The organism is Streptomyces sp. NPDC056224 (assembly GCF_042267665.1).
Classification (GTDB): Bacteria; Actinomycetota; Actinomycetes; order Streptomycetales; family Streptomycetaceae; genus Streptomyces.
The window spans coordinates 218950-239809 of sequence record NZ_JBHJTK010000008.1; the positions used below are offsets into that span (position 1 = coordinate 218950).

The 20860-nt window shown below is 71.5% G+C and carries 23 protein-coding genes and 1 riboswitch; of the genes, 11 read left to right on the forward strand and 12 right to left on the reverse strand.

The features are described from left to right. Positions 1-67: 67 nt before the first annotated feature. From ACFCZ1_RS14120 to ACFCZ1_RS14155, 8 genes are all read left to right on the forward strand, one after another. Positions 68-1288, forward strand: a complete 1221-nt coding sequence (locus ACFCZ1_RS14120) for an Ig-like domain-containing protein (RefSeq protein WP_376678670.1) — start codon at positions 68-70, stop codon at positions 1286-1288. Positions 1289-1445: 157 nt separating this feature from the next. Continuing rightward, entirely contained in the window at positions 1446-2342 is an 897-nt protein-coding gene (locus ACFCZ1_RS14125) for a collagen binding domain-containing protein (protein WP_376678631.1), read from the forward strand. A gap of 42 nt (positions 2343-2384) precedes the next feature. Then, positions 2385-3110 carry a L,D-transpeptidase family protein gene (locus ACFCZ1_RS14130; RefSeq protein ID WP_376678632.1) on the forward strand — a complete coding sequence of 242 codons (726 nt, stop codon included), beginning with the start codon at positions 2385-2387 and terminating at the stop codon, positions 3108-3110. Between the two features lie 125 nt (positions 3111-3235). Beyond that, positions 3236-4471 carry an Ig-like domain-containing protein gene (locus ACFCZ1_RS14135; RefSeq protein WP_376678633.1) on the forward strand — a complete coding sequence of 412 codons (1236 nt, stop codon included), beginning with the start codon at positions 3236-3238 and terminating at the stop codon, positions 4469-4471. Between the two features lie 115 nt (positions 4472-4586). After that, on the forward strand, positions 4587-5354 hold the full coding sequence (locus ACFCZ1_RS14140; protein ID WP_376678634.1) for an enoyl-CoA hydratase/isomerase family protein: 768 nt from the start codon (positions 4587-4589) through the stop codon (positions 5352-5354). A 196-nt stretch (positions 5355-5550) separates the two neighbouring features. Then, complete coding sequence (locus tag ACFCZ1_RS14145) at positions 5551-6168, forward strand: ATP-binding protein (RefSeq protein WP_376678635.1); 618 nt, start codon at positions 5551-5553, stop codon at positions 6166-6168. Positions 6169-6534: 366 nt separating this feature from the next. After that, complete coding sequence (locus tag ACFCZ1_RS14150) at positions 6535-7344, forward strand: polysaccharide deacetylase family protein (protein ID WP_376678636.1); 810 nt, start codon at positions 6535-6537, stop codon at positions 7342-7344. Continuing rightward, positions 7341-8519: a YncE family protein gene (locus ACFCZ1_RS14155; protein ID WP_376678637.1), complete on the forward strand. Its 1179-nt coding sequence runs from the start codon at positions 7341-7343 to the stop codon at positions 8517-8519. Before ACFCZ1_RS14150 ends, ACFCZ1_RS14155 begins: the two co-directional genes overlap by 4 nt. 72 nt (positions 8520-8591) lie before the next feature. Here ACFCZ1_RS14155 and ACFCZ1_RS14160 read toward each other — a convergent pair whose 3' ends face one another. Then, the gene (locus ACFCZ1_RS14160) at positions 8592-9833 is read right to left on the reverse strand and encodes a cytochrome P450 (RefSeq protein WP_376678638.1); all 1242 of its coding nucleotides are present in this window, start codon (positions 9831-9833) and stop codon (positions 8592-8594) included. Next, positions 9814-10593 (reverse strand): tRNA-dependent cyclodipeptide synthase, encoded by a 780-nt coding sequence (locus ACFCZ1_RS14165; RefSeq protein ID WP_376678639.1) that lies wholly within the window; start codon positions 10591-10593, stop codon positions 9814-9816. Before ACFCZ1_RS14165 ends, ACFCZ1_RS14160 begins: the two co-directional genes overlap by 20 nt. A gap of 254 nt (positions 10594-10847) precedes the next feature. Between ACFCZ1_RS14165 and ACFCZ1_RS14170 the strand changes: the two genes are divergently transcribed. Then, positions 10848-11060 (forward strand): EF-hand domain-containing protein, encoded by a 213-nt coding sequence (locus ACFCZ1_RS14170; protein WP_376678640.1) that lies wholly within the window; start codon positions 10848-10850, stop codon positions 11058-11060. Positions 11061-11133: 73 nt separating this feature from the next. Here the strand turns inward: ACFCZ1_RS14170 and ACFCZ1_RS14175 are convergent, their stop codons facing one another. The 5 genes from ACFCZ1_RS14175 to ACFCZ1_RS14195 are packed head-to-tail and all read right to left on the reverse strand — an operon-like array spanning position 11134 to position 14365. Then, a complete protein-coding gene (locus tag ACFCZ1_RS14175) occupies positions 11134-11691 on the reverse strand; it encodes a PadR family transcriptional regulator (protein ID WP_376678641.1) in 558 nt (185 codons plus the stop codon). A gap of 9 nt (positions 11692-11700) precedes the next feature. Continuing rightward, positions 11701-12549: an ATP-binding cassette domain-containing protein gene (locus tag ACFCZ1_RS14180; RefSeq protein ID WP_376678642.1), complete on the reverse strand. Its 849-nt coding sequence runs from the start codon at positions 12547-12549 to the stop codon at positions 11701-11703. Then, positions 12546-13295 carry a cobalt ECF transporter T component CbiQ gene (cbiQ, locus tag ACFCZ1_RS14185; RefSeq protein ID WP_376678643.1) on the reverse strand — a complete coding sequence of 250 codons (750 nt, stop codon included), beginning with the start codon at positions 13293-13295 and terminating at the stop codon, positions 12546-12548. Before cbiQ ends, ACFCZ1_RS14180 begins: the two co-directional genes overlap by 4 nt. A gap of 3 nt (positions 13296-13298) precedes the next feature. Next, positions 13299-13670 (reverse strand): energy-coupling factor ABC transporter substrate-binding protein, encoded by a 372-nt coding sequence (locus ACFCZ1_RS14190; protein ID WP_376678644.1) that lies wholly within the window; start codon positions 13668-13670, stop codon positions 13299-13301. Beyond that, positions 13670-14365 (reverse strand): energy-coupling factor ABC transporter permease, encoded by a 696-nt coding sequence (locus ACFCZ1_RS14195; protein WP_376678671.1) that lies wholly within the window; start codon positions 14363-14365, stop codon positions 13670-13672. Before ACFCZ1_RS14195 ends, ACFCZ1_RS14190 begins: the two co-directional genes overlap by 1 nt. A 29-nt stretch (positions 14366-14394) precedes the next feature. Beyond that, positions 14395-14641, reverse strand: a riboswitch (cobalamin riboswitch). Between the two features lie 167 nt (positions 14642-14808). Between ACFCZ1_RS14195 and ACFCZ1_RS14200 the strand changes: the two genes are divergently transcribed. Further along, positions 14809-15525, forward strand: a complete 717-nt coding sequence (locus tag ACFCZ1_RS14200) for a flavodoxin family protein (RefSeq protein ID WP_376678645.1) — start codon at positions 14809-14811, stop codon at positions 15523-15525. A gap of 130 nt (positions 15526-15655) precedes the next feature. Then, positions 15656-16519, forward strand: a complete 864-nt coding sequence (locus ACFCZ1_RS14205; protein ID WP_376678646.1) for a hypothetical protein — start codon at positions 15656-15658, stop codon at positions 16517-16519. A gap of 39 nt (positions 16520-16558) precedes the next feature. On the opposite strand, the gene ACFCZ1_RS14210 is transcribed toward ACFCZ1_RS14205, so the two are convergent. From ACFCZ1_RS14210 to ACFCZ1_RS14230, 5 genes are all read right to left on the reverse strand, one after another. After that, positions 16559-17896, reverse strand: a complete 1338-nt coding sequence (locus ACFCZ1_RS14210) for a DUF2252 domain-containing protein (protein ID WP_376678647.1) — start codon at positions 17894-17896, stop codon at positions 16559-16561. A 6-nt stretch (positions 17897-17902) separates the two neighbouring features. Further along, a complete protein-coding gene (locus ACFCZ1_RS14215) occupies positions 17903-18163 on the reverse strand; it encodes an amphi-Trp domain-containing protein (protein WP_376678648.1) in 261 nt (86 codons plus the stop codon). Positions 18164-18232: 69 nt separating this feature from the next. Further along, positions 18233-19558 (reverse strand): diacylglycerol/lipid kinase family protein, encoded by a 1326-nt coding sequence (locus tag ACFCZ1_RS14220; RefSeq protein WP_376678649.1) that lies wholly within the window; start codon positions 19556-19558, stop codon positions 18233-18235. A gap of 25 nt (positions 19559-19583) precedes the next feature. Then, the gene (locus ACFCZ1_RS14225; RefSeq protein ID WP_376678650.1) at positions 19584-19904 is read right to left on the reverse strand and encodes a carboxymuconolactone decarboxylase family protein; all 321 of its coding nucleotides are present in this window, start codon (positions 19902-19904) and stop codon (positions 19584-19586) included. 156 nt (positions 19905-20060) lie between these two features. Beyond that, positions 20061-20573 carry a hypothetical protein gene (locus ACFCZ1_RS14230; RefSeq protein ID WP_376678651.1) on the reverse strand — a complete coding sequence of 171 codons (513 nt, stop codon included), beginning with the start codon at positions 20571-20573 and terminating at the stop codon, positions 20061-20063. Positions 20574-20860 lie beyond the last annotated feature (287 nt).

Below are 20860 nucleotides of genomic sequence, written 5' to 3' on the forward strand. Positions count from 1 at the left end.
CCCGGAACGTGCGGCCCGCCCACGTTTCCCCCGGAGGGGCCCGGTCGTTGGAGGGACCGTGACACTTCTGACGAGGCGGGCAGGGGCGGGCTTGGCCGCCGTGGCGGCGTGGGCGGGCCTCCTCGGCGGCCTGACCGGATGTACCCAGGACGGCCGGGCCCCGGTCGAGATCGCGCTGCCGGGCAAACCGCGTTCGCCGGACGAGGCCATCCGGATCACCCCCGACGACAACGCCAAGGCGGTCCCCGCGGACGGACGCCTCGGCGTCACCGTGCCCGAAGGCCGGCTGGAGCGGGTCGTGGTCACCAAGGTGGAGGACGCGCAGGAGGAGCAGGTTCCCGGCGCCATCGCCGCCGACGGGCTCAGCTGGAGCCCCGACCCCGACGCCGCCCGGCTCTCGCTCGCGGCGAAGTACACCGTGGACGCCGTGGCCCTCGACGGGCACAACCGCCGCCAGGCCCGGCACACCACCTTCACCACCTACGTCCCCGAGGAGCGGTTCATCGGCTACTTCAAGCCCGAGAACCGCTCGACCGTCGGCACCGGCATGATCCTCTCCTTCAACTTCAACCGGCCCATCGAACGCCGGGCCGAGGTGGAGCGGGCGATCACCGTCACCTCGGACCCGGCCGTGCAGGTCGTGGGCCACTGGTTCGGCAAGGAGCGGCTCGACTTCCGGCCCAAGGAGTACTGGAAGGCGGGCACCGCGGTCACCGTGAAGCTGAAGCTGCGCGACATCGAGGGCGCGCCCGGCTCCTACGGCATCCAGGACAAGACGATCACCTTCACCGTGGGCCGCTCCCAGATCTCCACCGTGGACGCGGCCGCGCACACGATGGAGGTCCGCCGGGACGGACAGCTGCTGTCGACCGTGCCGATCAGCGCCGGAGCGCCCAAGACCACCACCTACAACGGCAAGATGGTGGTGATGGAGATGTTCGACGTCACCCGGATGAACGGCCAGACCGTCGGTTTCGGCGGCGAGTACGACATCCCCGACGTCCCGCACGCCATGCGGCTCACCTCCTCCGGGACCTTCCTGCACGGGAACTACTGGCTCAGCCCCGACACCTTCGGCAACAGCAACATGAGCCACGGCTGCGTGGGCCTGCGCGACGACAAGGGCGGCGGCTCGGACACCCCGGCCGGCTGGTTCTTCGACCGGACCCTGGTCGGGGACGTCGTGGAGGTCGTGAACTCGCAGGACAAGACGGTGGCCCCGAGCAACGGCCTGGGCGGCTGGAACATGTCCTGGGCCGACTGGGTCGCGGGCTCGGCGATCGCCTGACGGCCGCCGTCCGTCACCGCCCACCACCCTCCCGGGGCCACGGGAGGGTGATGGGTATGACCGGAATGCCGTAGTGGCCGAGTGTCCTCCCGTACTCGCGTACGAAGCTCCCCCAGCCTGTCAGGGCGCGACAGCCCCAGGCGACGGACGGAGTGTCATGGCAGCCAGGACAGCAAGGGTGTGGCCGCTCGGCCTCGCCGCCGCCGTGGCGGTGGTCGCCGCGGCGGCGCCGGCCCACTCCGCGGGTGTCGACGGCCCCGTCCCCAGCGCCCGGGTGGTGCTGCGGAACACGGACCTGGACACCGGATCACCCCTGCCCGGTGCCCGTTTCGAACTGTGGCGGGAGGTCAACGACCAGCCGGGGCTCCAGACCACCGGACCGGGCGCCGACGAGCGGCACGAGGGCGCCTGCGTGACCGACGCGCGCGGCAGCTGCACGGTGGAACTGCCCGCCGGCGAGACGTACTACTGGCGGGAGACCGCCGTCCCGGCCGGGTACGAGCCCCCCGAGGACCCGGTCACCGGCTTCACCGTGAGGGCGGAGGACACCACGGTGGGGATCGTCCTCAACGTCCCCCACCGCAAACGCGGCGCGGTGTACAGCGGCGTCGTCCGGGTCCTGAAGAAGGACGCCAAGACCGGGTCGCCGCTGGCCGGCGCGGTCTTCGAGCTCTGGAAGGAGACCAACGGCACCGAGGGGCTGCAGACCAGGGGCATCAACGCCGACCATCGGGCCAGGCCCGGCTGCGCCACCGACGAGGACGGCGTCTGCGACTTCGACCGGCTTCCCGACGGCGAGTACTACCTGGTCGAGACGGACGTCCCCGAGGGGTACGTGCTGCCGGCGAGAACGGTGACCGGCCCGCTGGGCCTGGACGGAAAAACCCCGGGCGGACGGCGCGCGGTCACCGTCCGCAACGAGCGGGACCCGTACGCCGGTGTCCCCATCACGGACCCGGACGAGGACGAGGGCGCCCAGCGGGTGCGCCGCCGGAGTGGCCCGCTCACCCCCTCGGCGGAGCAGCACGGGCCGTACGCCCGCCCCGCGGGTTAGCTGGGCGGCGGGGGTCCGGCTGGCGGGCCCGAGGAGGCCCGGATGACTACAGGTCAGGTGGCGAGCCGCCGCGGCGGTGTCCGGGCGGCCGCGCTCGGCGCCCTGCTCGTACTGGCGGGACTGAACCCGGCCCCGGCGGCAGCGGCAGCGGCGCCGGGGCCGGGCCCGGAGGCCGCGTGCACGGCGGGCACCGGGCCCTACCAGCGCGAACTGGAGAGGCACGTGGGCCGGCCGGTCGACGGGGTGCAGTCCTCGGCGGACTGCTTCGCGGTCCGCGCCTTCCAGCGCAAGAACGGGGTCACTCCCGCGGACGGCTACCCCGGCGTGGCCACCCACCGCACGATGCTCGTCGTGGCCGCCCGCCCGAACCCCAACGCCGAGGGCGACTGCCCCGTCCGCTCGTACCGCGTGACGTGCGTGGACATGGACCGTCAGCTGCTCTGGGTGCAGCAGGGCAGCCGGATCGTCTTCCCGGTCGTGCCCATCCGCACCGGCCGCGACACCCAGGAGACCCGGCCCGGCTGGCACGAGGTGTACTGGCGCAGCAAGGACCACAAGTCGACGCTGTACGCCGATTCCCCTATGCCCTACGCCCAGTTCTTCGACGGGGGCCAGGCCCTGCACGGCCGCACCGGCTACCTCTACGCCCACGGCGGATCCGCCGGGTGCGTCAACCTCGCCGTGGCGGACGCCGAACGCCTCTGGAACCTGCTGACCGAGGGCGACGCCGTCTACGTCTGGGGCACCAAGCCCGGAACCGAGGACTGACCTGCGACACCGTCACCGTCCGGGCACCGACAGTTGGGACGGAACGGTGACAAGACCGTGGCTTTTCGTGTTCTTCCCATGTGATTACCTGTCGACAAGCGCGCGACTGCCCGCGCGCGGGGGACATGGGGAGAACACGAGTGAACCTGCAGCCGATACGCGGCCGCGCCCGCACCGGCCTGCCGGCCCTTCTGCTGGGGGCGGCCCTGCTGCTGACCACCGCGTGCAGCGGCGGCGGCAGCAGCAGCGGCAGCGGTGGAGACAACGCGGGGGGCGACGGCAAGACCGGCACCGAGGCGTCCAAGGCCGTGGTCAACGTCAAGCCGGACGACGGTGCCAAGGAGGTCGCGACCAGCGGCATCCTGAAGATAACCAGCACGGGCGGAAAGCTCACCACGGTGACCGTCGCCGACACCAAGGGCAACGCGGTCGAGGGCAAGGTCGCCGACGACGGCGCGAGCTGGGAGCCGTCCCGCCACCTGGCCTCCGCCACCGAGTACAAGGTGCACGCGGTCGCCAAGGACGAGGCCGGCCGTGAGTCCGCCAAGGACACCACCTTCACCACGCTGACCCCGACCAACACCTTCGTCGGCCACTACACGCCCGAGGACGGCGCCACCGTCGGCGTGGGCATGCCGGTCTCCATCAACTTCAGCCGCGGCATCACCAACCCCGAGGCCGTCGAGAAGGCGATCACCGTGACGGCCGAGCCGGCCGTGCCGGTCGAGGGCCACTGGTTCGGCAACGACCGCCTCGACTTCCGCCCCGAGAAGTACTGGGCCGCGGGCACGAAGGTCACCGTGAAGCTCGCCCTCGACGGTGTCGAAGGCCGCCCGGGCGTCTACGGGAAGCAGACCCGTACGGTCACCTTCAACATCGGCCGCTCCCAGGTCTCCACGGTCGACGCGAGCGAGCACACCATGGAGGTCGTCCGCGACGGCCAGGTGCTCAAGAACGTCCCGATCACCGCGGGCGCCCCGTCGACGACCACGTACAACGGGCAGATGGTCATCAGCGAGAAGTACAAGGTGACCCGGATGAACGGCGCGACCGTCGGCTTCGGCGGCGAGTACGACATCTCCGACGTCCCCCACGCGATGCGGCTGTCGAACTCGGGCACCTTCGTCCACGGCAACTACTGGGCCTCCGCGGGCACCTTCGGCTCGGAGAACGTCAGCCACGGCTGTGTCGGCCTGAAGGACGTCCGCGGCGCCGGCGACGGCAACCAGCCCGCCGCCTGGTTCTTCAACGAGTCGCTGATCGGCGACGTGGTCATCGTGAAGAACTCCAAGGACAAGCAGATCGCCCCGGACAACGGCCTCAACGGCTGGAACATGGACTGGGCGGAGTGGATCAAGTAGTTCCCCCTGTGTAGCCCCAGGTGGCCCGGTGCTGTGACACACAGCACCGGGCCACCTGTCGTGCTGCGTCCTTCCGGGGGAGACCCCGGACCCCCTGGCCATTAACCTTCCGCGTATGACCCTCTCTCTCGAAGTCTCCGAAGGCGTCGGCACCATTCGCCTGGACCGGCCGCCCATGAACGCCCTGGACATCGCCACCCAGGACCGGCTGCGCGAGCTCGCGGTGGAGGCGACCGACCGGGCCGACGTCCGCGCGGTCATCCTCTACGGCGGCGAGAAGGTGTTCGCGGCGGGCGCGGACATCAAGGAGATGCAGGCGATGGACCATGCGGCGATGATCGCCCGGTCCCGCGCGCTGCAGGACGCCTTCACCGCCGTGGCCCGGATCCCCAAGCCCGTCGTCGCGGCCGTCACCGGCTACGCGCTGGGCGGCGGTTGCGAGCTCGCGCTGTGCGCCGACTACCGGATCGCCGCCGACAACGCCAAGCTCGGCCAGCCCGAGATCCTGCTCGGCCTGATCCCGGGGGCGGGCGGCACCCAGCGGCTGTCGCGGCTGATCGGCCCGTCCAGGGCCAAGGACCTCATCTTCACCGGGCGCATGGTCAAGGCCGACGAGGCGCTCACCCTCGGCCTGGTCGACCGGGTGGTCCCCGCCGCCGAGGTGTACGAGCAGGCGCACGCCTGGGCCGCCCGGCTGGCCCAGGGGCCGGCGATCGCGCTGCGCGCCGCCAAGGAGTGCGTGGACGCCGGCCTGGACGCCGACATCGACACCGGTCTGACCATCGAACGCAACTGGTTCGCGGGCCTGTTCGCCACCGAGGACCGCGAGCGCGGCATGCGCAGCTTCGTCGAGGAGGGCCCGGGCAAGGCCAAGTTCGTATAGCCGCAGTCGTGCAGGCGCCACCGCAGGGGGCGCATTCGCAGGGGACGCGGTCGCGCGGGGCGAGTTGCCCGTTCCTCCCTGTGGGTGGATTAGCCAGGCCTTAAGGGGGCCTTAAGCGACATCGTTGATCCACTCACGGTGATCGTCGCCGCGCACTGCGTCACGGCAGGTCAGGATGGGTTGAAGAGCCCTCCGCTTGCCTTACGCATATGCCTGGACGCCCCCTCGGGTTCCCGGGATCCGGGGGGTGTTTTCCCGTGGAACGGCGCGGAGGGGCGGGGCGGCCGTCCATGATGGGGGCATGGCGGGCCTGGAGGGTGTGGAACAGCCGCGGCAGCGCGGCAGCGCTTCGGCCGTACGGCTCACGGCGGCGGTCGAGGACGAACAGGGCTTCAGGGCGCTGGAGTCGCACGGGAACCCGGCCGAGGAGGAGGTGATCCTGCCGTCCATGCCGGAATCGGCCGGTACCGCGCGCAGGCTCGCCCAGTGCGTGGTGGTCCGCCTCTGGGGCCTCTCCCCGCAGATCGCCGAGCACACCGTCCTGCTGGTCTCGGAACTCGTCGGCAACGCGGTGCGGCACACCGGGGCCCGTACGTTCGGCTTGCGCATGAAGAGGCGGCGCGGCTGGATCCGGGTGGAGGTGCGCGATCCCTCGCGCGGACTGCCCTGTCTGATGCCGGTCCACGAGATGGACGTCACCGGTCGCGGTCTCTTCCTCGTCGACAAGCTCTCCGACCGCTGGGGCGCGGACCTGCTGCCCCGCGGGAAGATCACGTGGTTCGAGATGCGCGTCGCCGACCGCCAGAACGCCTGAAGCCCCCTGCTCGCCGTCGTGGGGCGGTGCGGGGGCTTCACGGGTGCGCCGACGATCGAGTGGGGTGTGATCCCCGGCGTGGCGACTTCGCTCGGGTCAATGGGGAAGTCGTGGTCCCGACTATGACAGACATGGGCCCGAACGCCAAAAGTCCCTACTCGGACATAAGTGTGCAAATAGTGAGAGCTTCTTGCTGAATCCTAGGTGAGGTGGGCCACTCACCTCGCAATCCATGAATAAATATCGACCGCTCTGTGTAAATCGTTGATCACGTAGCGGTTGGGTCGCCCTGTTGGTCCACTTCGGCGAACGTCCCTAATTGGGTCAATCATTACCTTCCGGGCCTTCCGCCCCTTAAATGGGCAGGTGCTCTCACAACCAGGCCGCCGTGCGGTCCTGCGCGCGGCCAGTCTCGGGGTGACCGGTGCCGCCGCGGCGGGCCTCAGCGCCGCCTGCGGATCGGACCGCTCAGCCTCCGTGTCCGCCGCCGCGCCCACCACCCCGCCCCCGGGCCCGGCCAGACCGGTCCGCTCCGCGCAGGTGGCCCCGGCCGTCCCGCGCAGGTTCTCCGGGCAGCCCGTCGAGATCGGCCACGGTCCACGAGACCGGCCCCGGGTGGCCCTCACCTTCCACGGCAACGGGGAACCCGCCATCGCGCGGGCCGTGCTCGCCGAGGCCGAGCGCGCGGGCGCGCGGGTCACCGTCCTGGCGATCGGCAACTGGCTCGACGCCCACCCGGACATGGCCCGCAGGATCCTCGACGGCGGCCACGAGCTCGGCAACCACACCCAGCGCCACCTCGCGATCAACGCCATGCCGGAGGAGGAGGCGTACGCCGAGATCACCGGCTGCGCCCAGCGGCTCAAGCGGCTGACCGGCTCCATCGGCACCTGGTTCCGGCCCTCCCAGACCCAGTACGCCACCCCGCTCGTCCAGAGGCTGGCCCAGCGGGCCGGCTACCCCCACGTCCTCTCGTACGACGTGGACTCCCTCGACTTCACCTCGCCCGGCGCCGCGGCCGTCATCCGCACGGTCACCGGGACGATCCTCGCCGGATCGGTGGTGAGCCTGCACTTCGGCTACGCGGACACGGTCGACGCGATGCCGCCCGTCCTCGAAGAACTCGCGCGCCGCAAGCTGCGCGCGGTGACCACCACGGAGCTGCTGACGCCATGAAGACCACCTGCCTTCCCCGGAAGGCCTCCGTGCTGCTGGCCGGTCTGGTCCTCGCCGCCCTGGCCGGCTGCGGATCTGCCGACAAGGGACCCGCCGAGGCGCTCGGCACCAAGGGCCCGGCCAAACCCGTCAAGGCCGTCCCGCCGGGCCTGCCCGGCATGCCCCCGCTGCTCGATCCGAACGACGTGTACGCGGCGGACCGGCCGAACATGCTCTCCCCCGTGGTCAAGGACTTCCCGTCCCGCGTGTACGTGCCGAACACCTCCTCCAACACGGTGTCCGTCATCGACCCGGAGACGTACAAGGTCATCGACACCATCCCGGTAGGGGTCCAGCCCCAGCACGTGGTGCCCTCCTGGGACATGAAGACCCTGTGGGTCAACAACAACCGGGGCCACACGCTCACCCCGATCAACCCGGCCACCGGTGAGGCCGGGGAGCCCGTCGAGGTGCACGACCCGTACAACCTGTACTTCACGCCGAACGGCAAGTACGCCGTCGTCATGGCCTCGATGGACAAGGAGCTGGTCTTCCGCGACCCGCACACCATGGACCGGGTGAAGACCGTCCCGGTGAGCTGCTTCGGCGTCAACCACGCGGACTTCTCCGCCGACGGCCGCTACTTCATCGTGAGCTGCGAGTTCTCCGGCGAACTCCTCAAGGTCGACACCGAGAGGATGGAGGTCGTCGGGCAGCAGAAACTGCCCTTCGAGGGCGCGATGCCGCAGGACGTCAAGGTCTCGCCGGACGGGAAGACCTTCTACGTCGCGGACATGATGGCGGACGGCATGTGGGTGCTCAGTGGCGACAAGTTCGAGGTCCCGAAGCTGCTGCCCACCGGAAAGGGCTGCCACGGGCTGTACGTGAGCCGCGACTCCAAGGAGATGTACGTCTCCAACCGGGGCGAGGGCACCGTCTCCGTCTTCGACTTCCCGCAGAACAAGCTCACCAAGAAGTGGGAGCTGCCCGACGGCGGGAGCCCCGACATGGGCGGCGTGTCGGCCGACGGCAAGGTGCTGTGGCTGTCGGGCCGCTACGACGGCGAGGTCTACGCCATCGACACCGCCACCGGCAAGCAGCTCGCCCGGATCCCGGTGGGCGGCGGGCCGCACGGCCTCGCCGTGTACCCGCAGCCCGGCCGCTACTCGCTCGGCCACACCGGCATCTTCCGGTAGGCCGCGGACGGGGCGGCGCCCCGGGAGCTCGCACAGCTCCCGGGACACCGCCGGTACCGGGCCGCGTGCGGACTACCAGGCCACCGGGAGCCGCTCCGGCAGCCGTTTGATGAAGCCCGTCCGCCAGACGAGGTTCTCGGCGGGCACCGCGAGCCGCAGCCCGGACAGCCGCTCGACCAGCACCTCCAGCGCGATCTCGGCGTGCGCCCGCCCCAGCGCCGAGGCCGGGCAGAAGTGCCGGCCGGCGCCGAAGGCGAGGTTGGCGCGGGAGCTCTCGCGCGCCAGGTCCAGCTCGTCCGGGTTCTCGAAGGCCTCCGGGTCGAAGTTGGCCCCCTCCAGCAGGACGAGGACGAGCTCGCCCTCCTTCACCAGGACCTCGCCGACCTGGACGTCCGCCAGCGCGATGCGCGGCAGGCCGTCGCCCACGGACAGGTTCCAGCGCAGCAGCTCGTCGACCGCCCTGCCCATGCGCTCCGGATGCCCGCGCAGGTACCCGACGAGCTCCGGCTTCTGGAGCAGCGCCAGGACCGCCAGGACCAGGAACGCGGAGGTGGAGACCGCGCCCGCGCCGAAGAGCGAGACGGCGACCGTGGCGAACATGTCGTCGGTCAGGTGCGCCGACTCCGGGTCCGCCTCCTTCAGCCCGGCGAACCTGCCGAGGAGCCCCGTACGCTCCTCGGCGGGCAGCGCGAGCTGGACGTTCAGCTGCTCGGCGAAGTAGCCCACGTCCTTGTACCAGTTGAGGGCCGAGTCGGCGAACGGCTCGCGAGCGGTCATGAACGCGACGTCCAGCCCCGACATCAGCCGCCGCCAGTCCTCGAAGGGGACCCCGAGGACCTGGCAGTGCAGTGCCGCCGAGAAGGGGTCGGCGAACCCCGCCCGGAGGTCGGCCGGAGCGCCCTCGGCGACCAGCCGGTCGATCAGCTCGCCCGCCGTGGCGCGCAGCCGGTCCCGGAGCCCCTTCCGGCGCGGGTTGAGCGCCTTCATCACGGCGGTGCGCAGGCCCGCGCTGTTGATGTTGCCCATGTTGTCGACGACCTCGGGCGGGATCGTCAGCGCGTACTGGCGCGGGACCCCGGCCCTCGCCGTGTCCTTGAGGCTGAACCGCTCGTCCTCCAGCACCTGCCTGGCCAGCGCGTAGCTGCTCACCAGCCAGGCCGGGTCCCCGGTGAGGGTGCGCACCCTGGCCACCGGGGCCTTCTCGCGGAGCCACGCGCACTCCCGCGGAAGCACGTCACCGCGCCGCGAGAGCGGGAAGTCGAGGAGCGGCGGCTGCTCCCCGGTCTCCGGTCCCTCACGCTGCTCGACGCTCATCGGCGTTCCCTCCGGTCGGTACGTGGTTCTCGTCGCTCCCGGGCGCCGTGTGCTCGCGGGCGGTCTCCGCCGCCCCGGGCCGGACGACGGCGTACGCCTGGTTGCGGGTGGCGCGCAGGCCCCCGCCGCGCGCGAAGAGGACATCCGTCAGCGGCATCCTGACGTGATAGGCCGCCACCGAGGACGGCACGTCGAGAATGCTCGGGGTGTCCACGAAGAACGGCAGCTCGGCCGCCATGTAATCGAAACAGACCTGCAACTGCCCGGCCGTGATGGATTCACCTTCCGGTACCTTCGATCCGACAAAATGCAAAGCCATCTCCTCGCAACCCTTGCGGAATTCGTCGTCGGTCTCCAGAAAATGCAGCACGCGCCGGTGCAACAGCCGGTAGACGGGGTTCTCCTGAAACTCCGAAAGTGCCCTCACGCGGATTTCTCCCTGGGGTGGCCCCGATTCCTCCACGCCCTTCAGGATCCGCCGCCGGACTGCCTTGATCTCTTTCGCGGCACGCTTCTGCGCGTGCTCCCGGGTGTAGCCGAAGGCGGCGAACATCCGGTCCACGTGGAGGTCTGCGTAGACGAAGTCGACCTGCGCGAAACGGGTCGTGGCCCACTGGGCGAGACGGGCGATGCGCTCGGAGCTGAAGTAGCTGTTTCCGGGACTCACTCCGATGAGCACATGGTCGCCGTCTTCCCAGATGTGGCGGCAGGTGCGTGTGAAGGGCAGAACTTCGAATGATGCGCCAGTTGTGATCGTCACCTGTGTGATCGCCCTTGTTGCCGCTTGTCCCTGGGAGCCCTGCGCTCCTGGTGTGGCGGCAATGTCGGTACGTTATGCGGTGGCGCCTGAGCGTGACAAGTCCATGCCGGAATTATGGGACGGAATTATCGATTCCGCTTTACGGGCGGGTAATTGAATATCTATCTGCCGCCCGAACGGGACCCGGAGCGGTGGCCGGCCGCACGGGCCGCTACCCTGAGCCGGTCAACAAGCACCGAGAAGGGGTGGACCCAGTGGCGGACATCGAGAGCGCACGGGCGACGTTCAGCAAGTTCGACGTGAACGGTGACGGCTTCGTCACGGCCGACGAGTACAGCGCGGCCATGAAGGCGATGGGCGACGCGTACGTCACCGGCGCGGTCGCGGACGCCGTGCTCGCCGCCAAGGACGCCAACGGCGACGGCCTGCTGAGCTTCGACGAGTTCTGGGCCGCCCTGAACAAGTAGGCACCCGCGAAGCGGGTCTTTGCGCAGTGGGCCCCCGCGCCGCCCCCGTCCCGCTCGCCGGGCGGGGGCGCGGTCATGCCGTGCCGCCGCCCGGGGGCGTCATGTCCCCGACCTCGGTGAGGGCCTCCTGGAGCCAGTGCAGCCAGAACGTCTCCAGGGCGATCCCGCCGTGCAGGACGAGCCGGCGCAGCCGGTCCTCCACGGCGTCCCGCTCCGGCGGGAAGTCCTTCTCCTCGATGGCCTCGTACTGCGCCAGCTGCCGCTGGTGCAGCTCCAGATGGCGCCGCAGCTCGGCGCCGAGCCCCTGCGGCCCGACCACCCCCGCCGCGCGGATGCGCAGCAGCAGGGGATCGCGCATCGGCTTGGGGTCCTGGCTCTCGCCGACCCACCGCGCGAGCTCCGCGCCGCCCGCGGGCAGGACCTCGTACTCCTTCTTCTGCCCCCGCACGGGAACGTCGCTCGGCAGCTCCCGGATCAGCCCGGACTCCTCCAGCCTGCCGAGCTCGCGGTAGATCTGCTGGTGCGTCGCCGACCAGAAGAACCCGATCGACTTGTCGAAGCGCCGGGTCAGCTCCAGCCCGGACGAGGGCTTCTCGAGCAGGGCGGTGAGGATGGCGTGCGGCAGCGACATGACGCCATCCTAGGTTTGCATCGGCCCCGGGCGGGCTGCGGCCATGCGGGCCAGCCCGTCAGGGGTCCGGGGGCCCGGGACGCCGGCGGGCAGCAGGCCGTGGGCGCGCAGGAAGGCCGTCACCGCCGGGGACCAGGCCTGGCGCAGGCCCGCCTCGGCGAGCAGGGCCGGATCCGAGAGCAGCACCCGGGCCGCGCCCACCCGGATGCCCGACGGGGTCAGGACCGCGGCGTCGTCGGCCCACCGGACGGCCAGGTCCACGTCGTGGGTGGCCATCACCACCGTGGTCCCCGAGGCGCGCAGCCCCGCCAGGACGTCCAGCAGCCGCTCCTGGCCGTCCGGGTCGAGCCCGGCGGTCGGCTCGTCCAGGATCAGCACCCGCGGAGCCATCGCCACCGCGCCCGCGATCGCCGCCCGCTTGCGCTGCCCGTACGACAGGAGATGGGTCGGACGGTCCCGCAGCGCCGTGATGTCCAGCGCGGCGAGCGCGGCGTCGACCCGCTCGCGCACCTGGGGCACCGGCAGGCCCAGGTTCAACGGGCCGAAGGAGACGTCCTGTTCCACCGAGGCCGCGAACAGCTGGTCGTCCGGGTCCTGCACGACCAGCTGGACCGCCGTGCGCAGCCGGGTCAGGCCGGCCCGGTCGTACGAGACCGCCGAGCCGTCCAGGCGCAACGCGCCCGACCCGGGCCGCAGGCCCCCGCTCAGCAGCCGCATCAGCGTGGTCTTGCCGCTGCCGTTGCGGCCCAGCAGGACCAGCGCCCGGCCCTCGGCGATCCCGAAGTCGACTCCGCGGAGCACGGCGGGCCCGTCCTCGTACGCGTAGCCCGCGCCCACCAGTTCCACCAACGGCCTCACAGGTACAGCTCCTTCAGTACGAGGGTCACGGCGGTCAGGCCGGTCAGCAGTGCGGCACAGGCGGTCAGGAACCGCCAGGACAGCGCCGCCTCGGGGACGAGCACGCGCAGCGCGCCGTCGTAGCCGCGCCCGGCCAGGCCCGACTGGAGCCGCGCCGCGCGGTCGAAGGCCCGTACGAACGAGGTCGCGGCGAGAGCGCCCACCGAACGCCACGCCGCCGCCCGGCCGGTGGTGCCGAGCCGGGCCGCCTGGGCCTGCCGGATCCGGGCGAGGGAGTCCAGGAGCAGGAACCCGATCCGGTACATGACCAGGGCCACGTCCACCACGGGGGCCGGCACCCCCGCCCGGACCAGCCGCGGCAGCACGTCCGAGACCGGGGTGGTGAACGCGAACAGCAGCACACCGAGCGAGGCCGCCGAGGTGCGCAGCAGCAGCTCCGCGGCGTGCCGGGGGCCGTCCGGGGCCAGCGAGAGCAACCCGCCGGGCCCGCCGACGGCGAACAGCAGCGGCAGCGCCCCCGTGAAGCAGAAACCGAGCGGGATCCGGAAGGCCCGCCACAGCTGCCGCCCGGCCACCCCGGCGGGGCCGAGGAGCACGGCGAGGGTGGCCGCGGCGACCAGCGGCCCGCCGGGCCACGCCGGCAGGCACACCGCGGTGACCGTCAGCCCGATCCCCAGCACGGCCTTCTCCAGCGGATGGCGATGGCGCCAGCGGCTGCTGTGCGCCGCCGCGTCGATCGGCAGCACCGCCTACGACTCCGTGACGGGCGCGGACGCGGACGGGGACGGGGACGGGGACGGGGCCGGGGCGGCGGCAGCGGCGGACGCCGCACCCTGGCGCCGGCCCCGGCGCACGCCGAAGTAGTACGCGAGCACGCCCGCCCCCAGCGCCGCCTGGAGGGCGAACAGCGCCGACTCGATCTCCGCGGACGGGGGTTCGTACAGCGGCGAGAACCAGGGCTCGTAGTCCGGCTTCAGCTCGGTGATGGCCGCCTCGGCCTGCCCGTCGGCGCCACTGAACGGCTCCTCCTTGCCCTCGCCCAGGCCCAGCGCGAGCGGGAGCACGGCCAGCGCCGCCACCACGAGCAGCAACAGGGTGTTGATCTTCGCGTTCCTGCTCATCAGGCCGACGCCTCCTGCTTCGTCCCGGATCCGGTGAGCTTCGCGACGCCGAGCCGGACCAGGTCCGACTTGCTGGACTGCATCAGCAGCCGCATCACGAGCACGGTCAGCAGCCCCTCGCTGACCGCGAGCGGGATCTGCGTGAGCGCGAAGATGCCCGCGAACTTCTCCAGCGCGCCCGGGAATCCGGTGCCCGGGTCGGGGAAGGCCAGCGCCAGCTGGACGGAGGTCACGCAGTAGGTGACCAGGTCGGCGAAGAAGGCGCCGGCGAACACGGTCACCATCAGCGGCAGGCCGCACCTGCGCAGCAGCCGGTAGACGCCGTAGCCCGCCCAGGGCCCGGCGATCGCCATCGAGAACACGTTGGCGCCGAGCGTGGTGAGCCCGCCGTGCGCCAGCAGCAGCGCCTGGAAGAGCAGGGTGATCGTGCCGAGCACCGCCATGATCGGCGGCCGGAAGAGGATGGCCCCGAGCCCGGTACCGGTGGGATGGGAGCAACTGCCCGTCACGGAGGGGATTTTCAGGGCGGACAGGACGAACGTGAACGCCCCGGACGCTCCGAGCAGCAGCGTGCTCTCCGGATTGGCCTTCACCTCGCGGGTGAGGGCGCGTACTCCGTGTACGACAAAGGGAGCGGACGCGGCGCCCCAGGCGACCGCGTGCAACGGGGGCAAAAACCCCTCGGCTATATGCATGAGTGGGGAAGACCTCTCCAGCACCTCGTGGATGGACAGCGCGCCCCGGCCGGTCTCCTGGCTCACGGGTACTGATGCCCGGACTCCGCCTTCCCGGGGCCGTGCGGTTTCCCGCGCGGGCCCAGTGGCTTCCCTGGGGGCACCTCCCGGACGGAGTCTGGGGGAGAGTGGAGCCGGACTTCCCGATCACAGTGGCGAGGGCCGCACCGGTTTCACACCGGTTTCCCGAACACCAAGGCGCACTGACCCTAGTCGGCCGCGCGGAGAGGTGACAAACCGCTGCGAACACCACCAGGTGGTGCCCGCGGTACGGCAGGTGGCCCAGCCCGCCGGGCGCGCGGGGGAGCGGCCTGGTGGAGTGGAGCGCGCAGTGCGGTACACGTTCCCCCACCAGGGCGGTACGCGAGCCCGGCTCGCTCCTGCCGCGTGAAGGAGACAGGGCGATGGCGGAGACGGAAAAGACCTACGGGGACCTGCGTGCCCTGGTGATCAACTGCACGCTCAAGCGGTCGCCGGAGCGCAGCCACACCGAGGGCCTGATCGACGTCAGCCGCGGCATCATGGAACGCCAGGGCGTGCAGGTCGAGGTCCTGCGGGCGGTGGACCTCGACATCGCCACCGGTGTGTGGCCGGACATGACCGAGCACGGCTGGGAAACCGACGAGTGGCCGGTCGTCTACAGCAAGGTGATGGCCGCCGACATGCTGACGCTGGCCGGGCCCGTGTGGCTGGGTGACAACTCCTCGGTCATGAAACGGGTCGTCGAACGCCTCTACGCCTGTTCGTCGATCCTGAACGAAGCCGGCCAGTACGCCTACTACGGCCGCGTGGGCGGCTGTCTGATCACGGGCAACGAGGACGGTGCCAAACACTGCGCGATGAACGTGCTGTACAGCCTGCAGCACCTGGGGTACGCGGTCCCGCCGCAGGCGGACGCGGGCTGGGTGGGTGAGGCCGGTCCCGGTCCCTCGTACCTCGACCCCGGTTCCGGCGGGCCGGAGAACGACTTCACCAACCGCAACACCACCTTCATGACCTGGAACATGCTCCACCTGGCGAGGATCCTGAAGGACGCCGGCGGCATCCCCGCCCACGGCAACCAGCGCTCGGAGTGGGACGCGGGGTGCCGGTTCGACTTCGAGAACCCCGAACACAGGTGAGGGACGGTCCGGCAGCCACCCGGTCACGGACCGCCGGGATCCCCCGGAGCGGAGGGCGGCTCAGATCAATCGCGAGCGATTCATCAGAACGCTGACGTTCTGGCTGCGTCCGGCATTCGCGCTTCGCGTGGTGAACCGATTCCAGCGCATCGCCGGGTTCGACCGCTCGATGGCGCTGGCTTCCAGCATGCTGACCACGATGGTCTCCCTCGCGATCCTCAGCGGGGCGGTTCTGGCCGGCATCGGGAACAAGGACGTCGCCGAGCAGATCATCGACCGGTACGGCCTCACGGGGGCCGGAGCCGATGCCGTACGGCAGATCTTCTCCTCGGCCGCCGACACGAGCGTCGGCGTCCTCGGGGCCCTGTTCCTGCTGATCTCCACGCTGAGCTTCGCGCGCGCGGTGCAGCGGCTGTTCGAGCAGACGTGGCGGCTCAAGCCCCTGAGCGTGCGCAACACGGTGAACGACGCGAAGTGGGCCCTCGTCTTCGTGATCTACGTGCCGGTGAGCGGCTGGCTCGTCGCCGTCACCGGCCGCGGACACCTCACGCTGGCGGTGAACCTGCTCGAAGCGTCGCTGACCGGGCTCTTCCTCGTCTGGGGCGGCTGGATCCTCTCGGCGAAGAGGATCCCCTGGCGTGACCTCCTGCCGTTCGGTGTCATCGCGTCCGTGTCCACGGTGGTCTACTTCGTGGGCGCGCAGCTGTATCTGCCGCGCCTGTTCAACTCCTACGCCGACCGCTACGGCGCGGTGGGCGTGGTCTTCGCGATGCTCTCGGCGTTCTTCGTCATCGTGCTGGTCGTGGTGGGGTCGGCGGCGCTCGGCCGGGAGGTGCACGACGAACTCGGCCGGATCCGCCAGGGCGAGCGGCCGCCGGACGACGAGGTCCGCCGCGAATGGGACAAGGTGGTCGACCAGGTGAGGGAGCGGTGGCACACCACCCGGGGGAGGATCACTCGCTTCCGGCCGTCCCGGAGGCCGAAACGGCCCTGAGCGCCCGGAGGCCGAAACGGCCCTGAGCGGGTTCCCCGTTCAGATGTCGGGGGTGGCGATGACGTCGCCGGCGGCGATGGCAGCGGTGAGCGCGGCGTGGTCGGAGACGGTCTGGTCGGCGTAGAGGAGCGCGAAGTCGGCGACGGCCCGGTCGAAGGCGTCGCCCTTGCCGAGGTAACCGGCGATGGCGATGCGGTCGCCGGAGCGGGCGTGGGCGCGGGCCAGGGCCGTGCCGCACAGTGCGGCGTATTTGCGCAGTACGGACGGGCTCATGGTCTCGATCAGCGCCGACCCCTTCATGTCGCGCAGCTGGCGGCAGTAGAAGTGGCGCCCCTCGGGTCCGGTCGTCCAGCCGAGGAAGATGTCGCTGGCGGCCTGCATCAGCCGCTGCCCCGCGACCACCCGCTGACCGTGGTGAGCGTGGCCGCCGGCCGGCAGGTGGGCCTCCAGCACCGACGGCACGGCCTCCTTGAGCTGGAGGAAGAGCGGGTCCTGCTCGTCGCGGCCGGTCAGCAGGACGATGAAGCAGCGCGTGCCCACGCTTCCCACCCCGACGACCTTCCGGGCCGCGTCGACGAACCCGTAGCGGTCCAGCAGGAGGCGGCGCTCCTCGGGGAGGGTGCCGCGGTACTGGCTGAAGATCGCGTCGACGGCCCGTGCCGCGCGTTTGCCGACGGGCGCCAGCAGCGGCGGGTCGTGGATGATCCGCCGACGGCCGCCGTGGATCTCGGTGAGCTTGTCGAGTGCCTGCAGGCTGGTGCGCCCGCGGGCGCGTGCCAGGTTCGCCTCGGCCCGTCCCCGCCGCTTGCCGCGGACCAGGGGGAGTACCGCGTAGGGGTCGATCCGCTGGTACCAGACGGCGAGCTCGCCGTGCTCGGCCAGCTTCCGCATGGCGCTCCGGTAGGCCTCGGCCGCGGAGAGAGCGGCACGCCACGCGCGTTCGTCCCCGTGCCCCCGGTCGCGGGCGGCCACCGCGACGCTGGCGGCGAGCCGCTTGACGTCCCATTCGAACGGGCCGGGCAGGGTCTCGTCGAAGTCGTTGACGTCGAACAGCAGGGCCCGTTCGGGTGAGGCGTAGACGCCGAAGTTCAGCAGGTGCGCGTCACCGCAGAGCTGGACGGTCAGACCGGTGTTCGCCGCGGCGCCGAGGTCCGCGGCCATGACGGCGGCCGCGCCGCGCAGGAAGGTGAAGGGGGAGACCGACATCCGCCCGTAGCGGATCGGCAGCAGCTCGGCCACCCGGTCGACGGCCTGCCGCTGCAGCACCCACAGGGGATCGGGCCGGTCCGCGGCCGGGGTCCACCGGCCGTGCGAGGCCCGGCTGACCTGCTTGCGCACCGCGCGCCCGCTGCGGTCCCGCTCGGCTGGACTGGTCATGGTCTTCTATTCCTTCGCGGCGTCGGTGCCGGCGCCCGCGTGCAGGGTCGGCCACTTGAGTTCGATCTCCAGCTCGATCTCCCCGTCGCCGACCTCGACCTCGATTTCGGAGCGGAGTTCGTCGGGGATCCGCAGGGTCAGCGTCCCGGGTCCGAGCTCCAGTTCGGCCGTGCCGCCGCGCCTGAGGGCGTCCGCGAGGGCGGAGAGCTGATCGGCGGCCTCAAGGCGCGTCAGCGAACGCTTCTGTTCGAATTCGAGGTCCTTCACGGCCGTCTCCAACCTGATAGGAACAGCAGACATGGTCAATTGTGGCGCCATGCACCAAAAGGGGCATCCTTATGTGGGCCGACCGAAGGCCAGTGCGACGACGTCGCGCCAGTTGGGGGGCGGAGGGGGCGTACGGGCCCCGGGCCGGTCCTTGGGCACCAGCACGCGCAAGGCGCCCGGGCGGATGGTGCAGGTGACGGGGGCGGGCAGGGACAGGGCCTCGCCGTCCACACCGACCGCGATGCGGTCGGTGTCCGAGGTGACGACGATCCGGCGGGAGGTCAGCACGTTCAGGCCCGCTGCCCGGGCGCCTCTGACCGCGATGTCCGCCGCCTGGGCCGCATTGCCCACCCGGATCCCGACGACACCCAGCAGCCCCAGGTCCAGCCGGGGCCTGCGGCCGCCCGCGGACGTGGGATCGGGGGCGGCGTACGGGTTGTTGCTGACCAGGAGGGCCTGCTGGGACTCCAGCCCGGTGCCGTCCGTCCGTGCGTCGAGCGTGTGGCCGGAGTATCCGAGCAGGAGGTCCGGCAGCGCGTCCAGGATCGAGCCCGCCTTGGCATCGCGGTACTCCGGGCGCTGCACGACCTGTGCGTAGACGCCGAACGAGGCCGTGTTGACGAAGGCGCGGCCGCCCACGAAACCCAGGTCGATCCGGAGTTCCTCCCCGTCGGTCAGCGCGTCCAGGCACCGGGCCGGGTCCTCGCGGTCCAGACCGAGGTCCATGGCGAAGTGGTTCCTGGTGCCCGCGGAGATCGCCAGGAACGGCAGGCCGTGCTCGGCGGCCACTTCGGCGACCCGGGCCTGGGTGCCGTCGCCGCCCGCCACCCCCAGCAGGTCCGCGCCGTCGGCGACCGCCCGGCGGGCGATCGCGGCGAGGTCCGTTTCACCCTCGCCGCCCAGCAGCACGACCCGGGCGCCCAGGGCCTCGGCCTTCTCGACCAGACCGAAACGGCCCACCTTGCCGCCGCCGGACTTCGGATTCATGATCAGCACCGGATGCCGGGGGAGGGAGCACGGGACCGCGCGCATGCCTCCGGGCTCCCGTGCGCGCATCAGCGCCCACCGCGAGCACGCCACGGCGGCCGCCCACAGGACGATCGCGGCCAGCAGGGTCGGCCACAGGCCCGCCCGGGTGTAGAGCACCAGGACGGCCACGGGCGCGGCCACCGCGACCAGCACCCCGGCCACCCGCACGGCCCCGCGATGGGACAGCGCCCACCACGTACCCATCGCCGTGAGCGCCGAACAGGCCACCCCGGCGGCGAGGATGACCAGACCGCCGAACCCGCTCGCCGTCACCAGCGCCACCGCCGCACCCAGTGCGCAGGCCAGCGCCAAGCGCGCCGACGCGCGTGCGCGCGTCGGCGCGCCGGAACGGGACGCCGGGGACATCGTCCTCACCCGTGGAGGACGGGGCTCAGGGCTGGGTGTCGGATTCGGCCACGGCGATGGCGATCCCCAGCGCCTCCGTGAGGTGGGTGGCCGCCGACATGACGCGGGCGGTGCCCACGATCGGGGCGATGGCCACCAGGACGTCCTGGAGCTTGCCGGCGTCCACGCCGGAGTCCATGGCGGGGCCGATGTGGGCGACGTAGGACATCGCGGGCGCGTCCATGGCGACGAGCGCGGCGATGCGGGTGAGCATGAGGGTGTCCGCGGACAGGCCGCACCGTTCGAGCGAGTCGAGCGTCATGGCGGCGAGGGTGTCGAGGACAGGAGTGTCGGACGCAGTCGTCATGCGGTTCATCTCCTGGCGGAAGGGGGCCGACGCCGTCAGTGGCGGGGAACCGGGTTCTCCTGCGGCGTGTCCCTGTCCATCGACCTTAGGAACATTTCGGACCGTACGCATCCCGGCGGCGACGGGGTGCGTGCCGCCGCCGGGACGCCCGGCCGTTCAGCACGGGTGCGGGTGCGCGATGTCCACCACGAACCGCTCCGGCGAATGCAGGGAGAAGGTGCGGTAGTACGGGACCGTGTCGAAGGCGGCGCCGAAGGTCACGTACCCCTCGAAGTCGCCGGTCAGGGCGAGGCCCTTGAGCGTGCTGAGGCCGGTCCTCTGGAGCCTGGGCCCCCGGTAGGTGCTGTTTCCCGCGTCGTCGTGCGCGGCGGCGGGGTTGAGCCGGATCTCCAGGAAGTGCTTCCCGGCGAGCGGCACGGGCTGGCCGGACCCGTCGTAGAGCAGCCGCGGGACGGAGGTGACGGTCGCCCCGGGGACGAACCCCCGGAGGTCGATGACGATCCGGTCGTAGGCGGGGTGCCCGCCCCAGCGGGCGTTGACGACGAGCGGCGTCTGGATCTGGGCCCGGGCGGCGATGGCGGCCGAGGCCGGAGCGGCGGACGAGAGCCCGGCGGCGAGCAGAGCGCCGCAGGCCAGGGCCACGATCCGACGGAAAGGCGGATGGATCATGACGTCCCCTCGATTCTCGGTGAGGCGGGGACTTGTGACACAGCCTAGGACGCCGTAGCGGACCCGGCAGTTCCACTTCCCTTTCCGTCATTCGCCGGTGCTCGACTCCCCCGGGTGGCGGGCCGGTTGAGCGAGGTCCGGCCTGCGGCGGCGGCGCGGACGGCGCCGCGGGCGCCCGCGGACCACGAGCGGGGGCCCGGGCGGGGGGCCGGCCCCGCCGGGGGGTAGGGTGATGGGGGGGGGGGAGTAACATCGAGAAAACAAAAAACAAAAAAGGAAACAAGAGA

Excerpts from the sequence above, each read along its gene's own strand:
- ACFCZ1_RS14125 (WP_376678631.1), top strand. The coding sequence starts at position 1,446 with ATGGCAGCCAGGACAGCAAGGGTGTGGCCGCTCGGCCTCGCCGCCGCC.
- ACFCZ1_RS14130 (WP_376678632.1), top strand. The coding sequence starts at position 2,385 with ATGACTACAGGTCAGGTGGCGAGCCGCCGCGGCGGTGTCCGGGCGGCC.
- ACFCZ1_RS14135 (WP_376678633.1), top strand. The coding sequence starts at position 3,236 with ATGGGGAGAACACGAGTGAACCTGCAGCCGATACGCGGCCGCGCCCGC.
- ACFCZ1_RS14140 (WP_376678634.1), top strand. The coding sequence starts at position 4,587 with ATGACCCTCTCTCTCGAAGTCTCCGAAGGCGTCGGCACCATTCGCCTG.
- ACFCZ1_RS14155 (WP_376678637.1), top strand. The coding sequence starts at position 7,341 with ATGAAGACCACCTGCCTTCCCCGGAAGGCCTCCGTGCTGCTGGCCGGT.
- ACFCZ1_RS14160 (WP_376678638.1), bottom strand. The coding sequence starts at position 9,833 with ATGAGCGTCGAGCAGCGTGAGGGACCGGAGACCGGGGAGCAGCCGCCG.
- ACFCZ1_RS14175 (WP_376678641.1), bottom strand. The coding sequence starts at position 11,691 with ATGTCGCTGCCGCACGCCATCCTCACCGCCCTGCTCGAGAAGCCCTCG.
- ACFCZ1_RS14190 (WP_376678644.1), bottom strand. The coding sequence starts at position 13,670 with ATGAGCAGGAACGCGAAGATCAACACCCTGTTGCTGCTCGTGGTGGCG.
- ACFCZ1_RS14195 (WP_376678671.1), bottom strand. The coding sequence starts at position 14,365 with ATGCATATAGCCGAGGGGTTTTTGCCCCCGTTGCACGCGGTCGCCTGG.
- ACFCZ1_RS14200 (WP_376678645.1), top strand. The coding sequence starts at position 14,809 with ATGGCGGAGACGGAAAAGACCTACGGGGACCTGCGTGCCCTGGTGATC.
- ACFCZ1_RS14210 (WP_376678647.1), bottom strand. The coding sequence starts at position 17,896 with ATGACCAGTCCAGCCGAGCGGGACCGCAGCGGGCGCGCGGTGCGCAAG.
- ACFCZ1_RS14220 (WP_376678649.1), bottom strand. The coding sequence starts at position 19,558 with ATGTCCCCGGCGTCCCGTTCCGGCGCGCCGACGCGCGCACGCGCGTCG.
- ACFCZ1_RS14225 (WP_376678650.1), bottom strand. The coding sequence starts at position 19,904 with ATGACGACTGCGTCCGACACTCCTGTCCTCGACACCCTCGCCGCCATG.
- ACFCZ1_RS14230 (WP_376678651.1), bottom strand. The coding sequence starts at position 20,573 with ATGATCCATCCGCCTTTCCGTCGGATCGTGGCCCTGGCCTGCGGCGCT.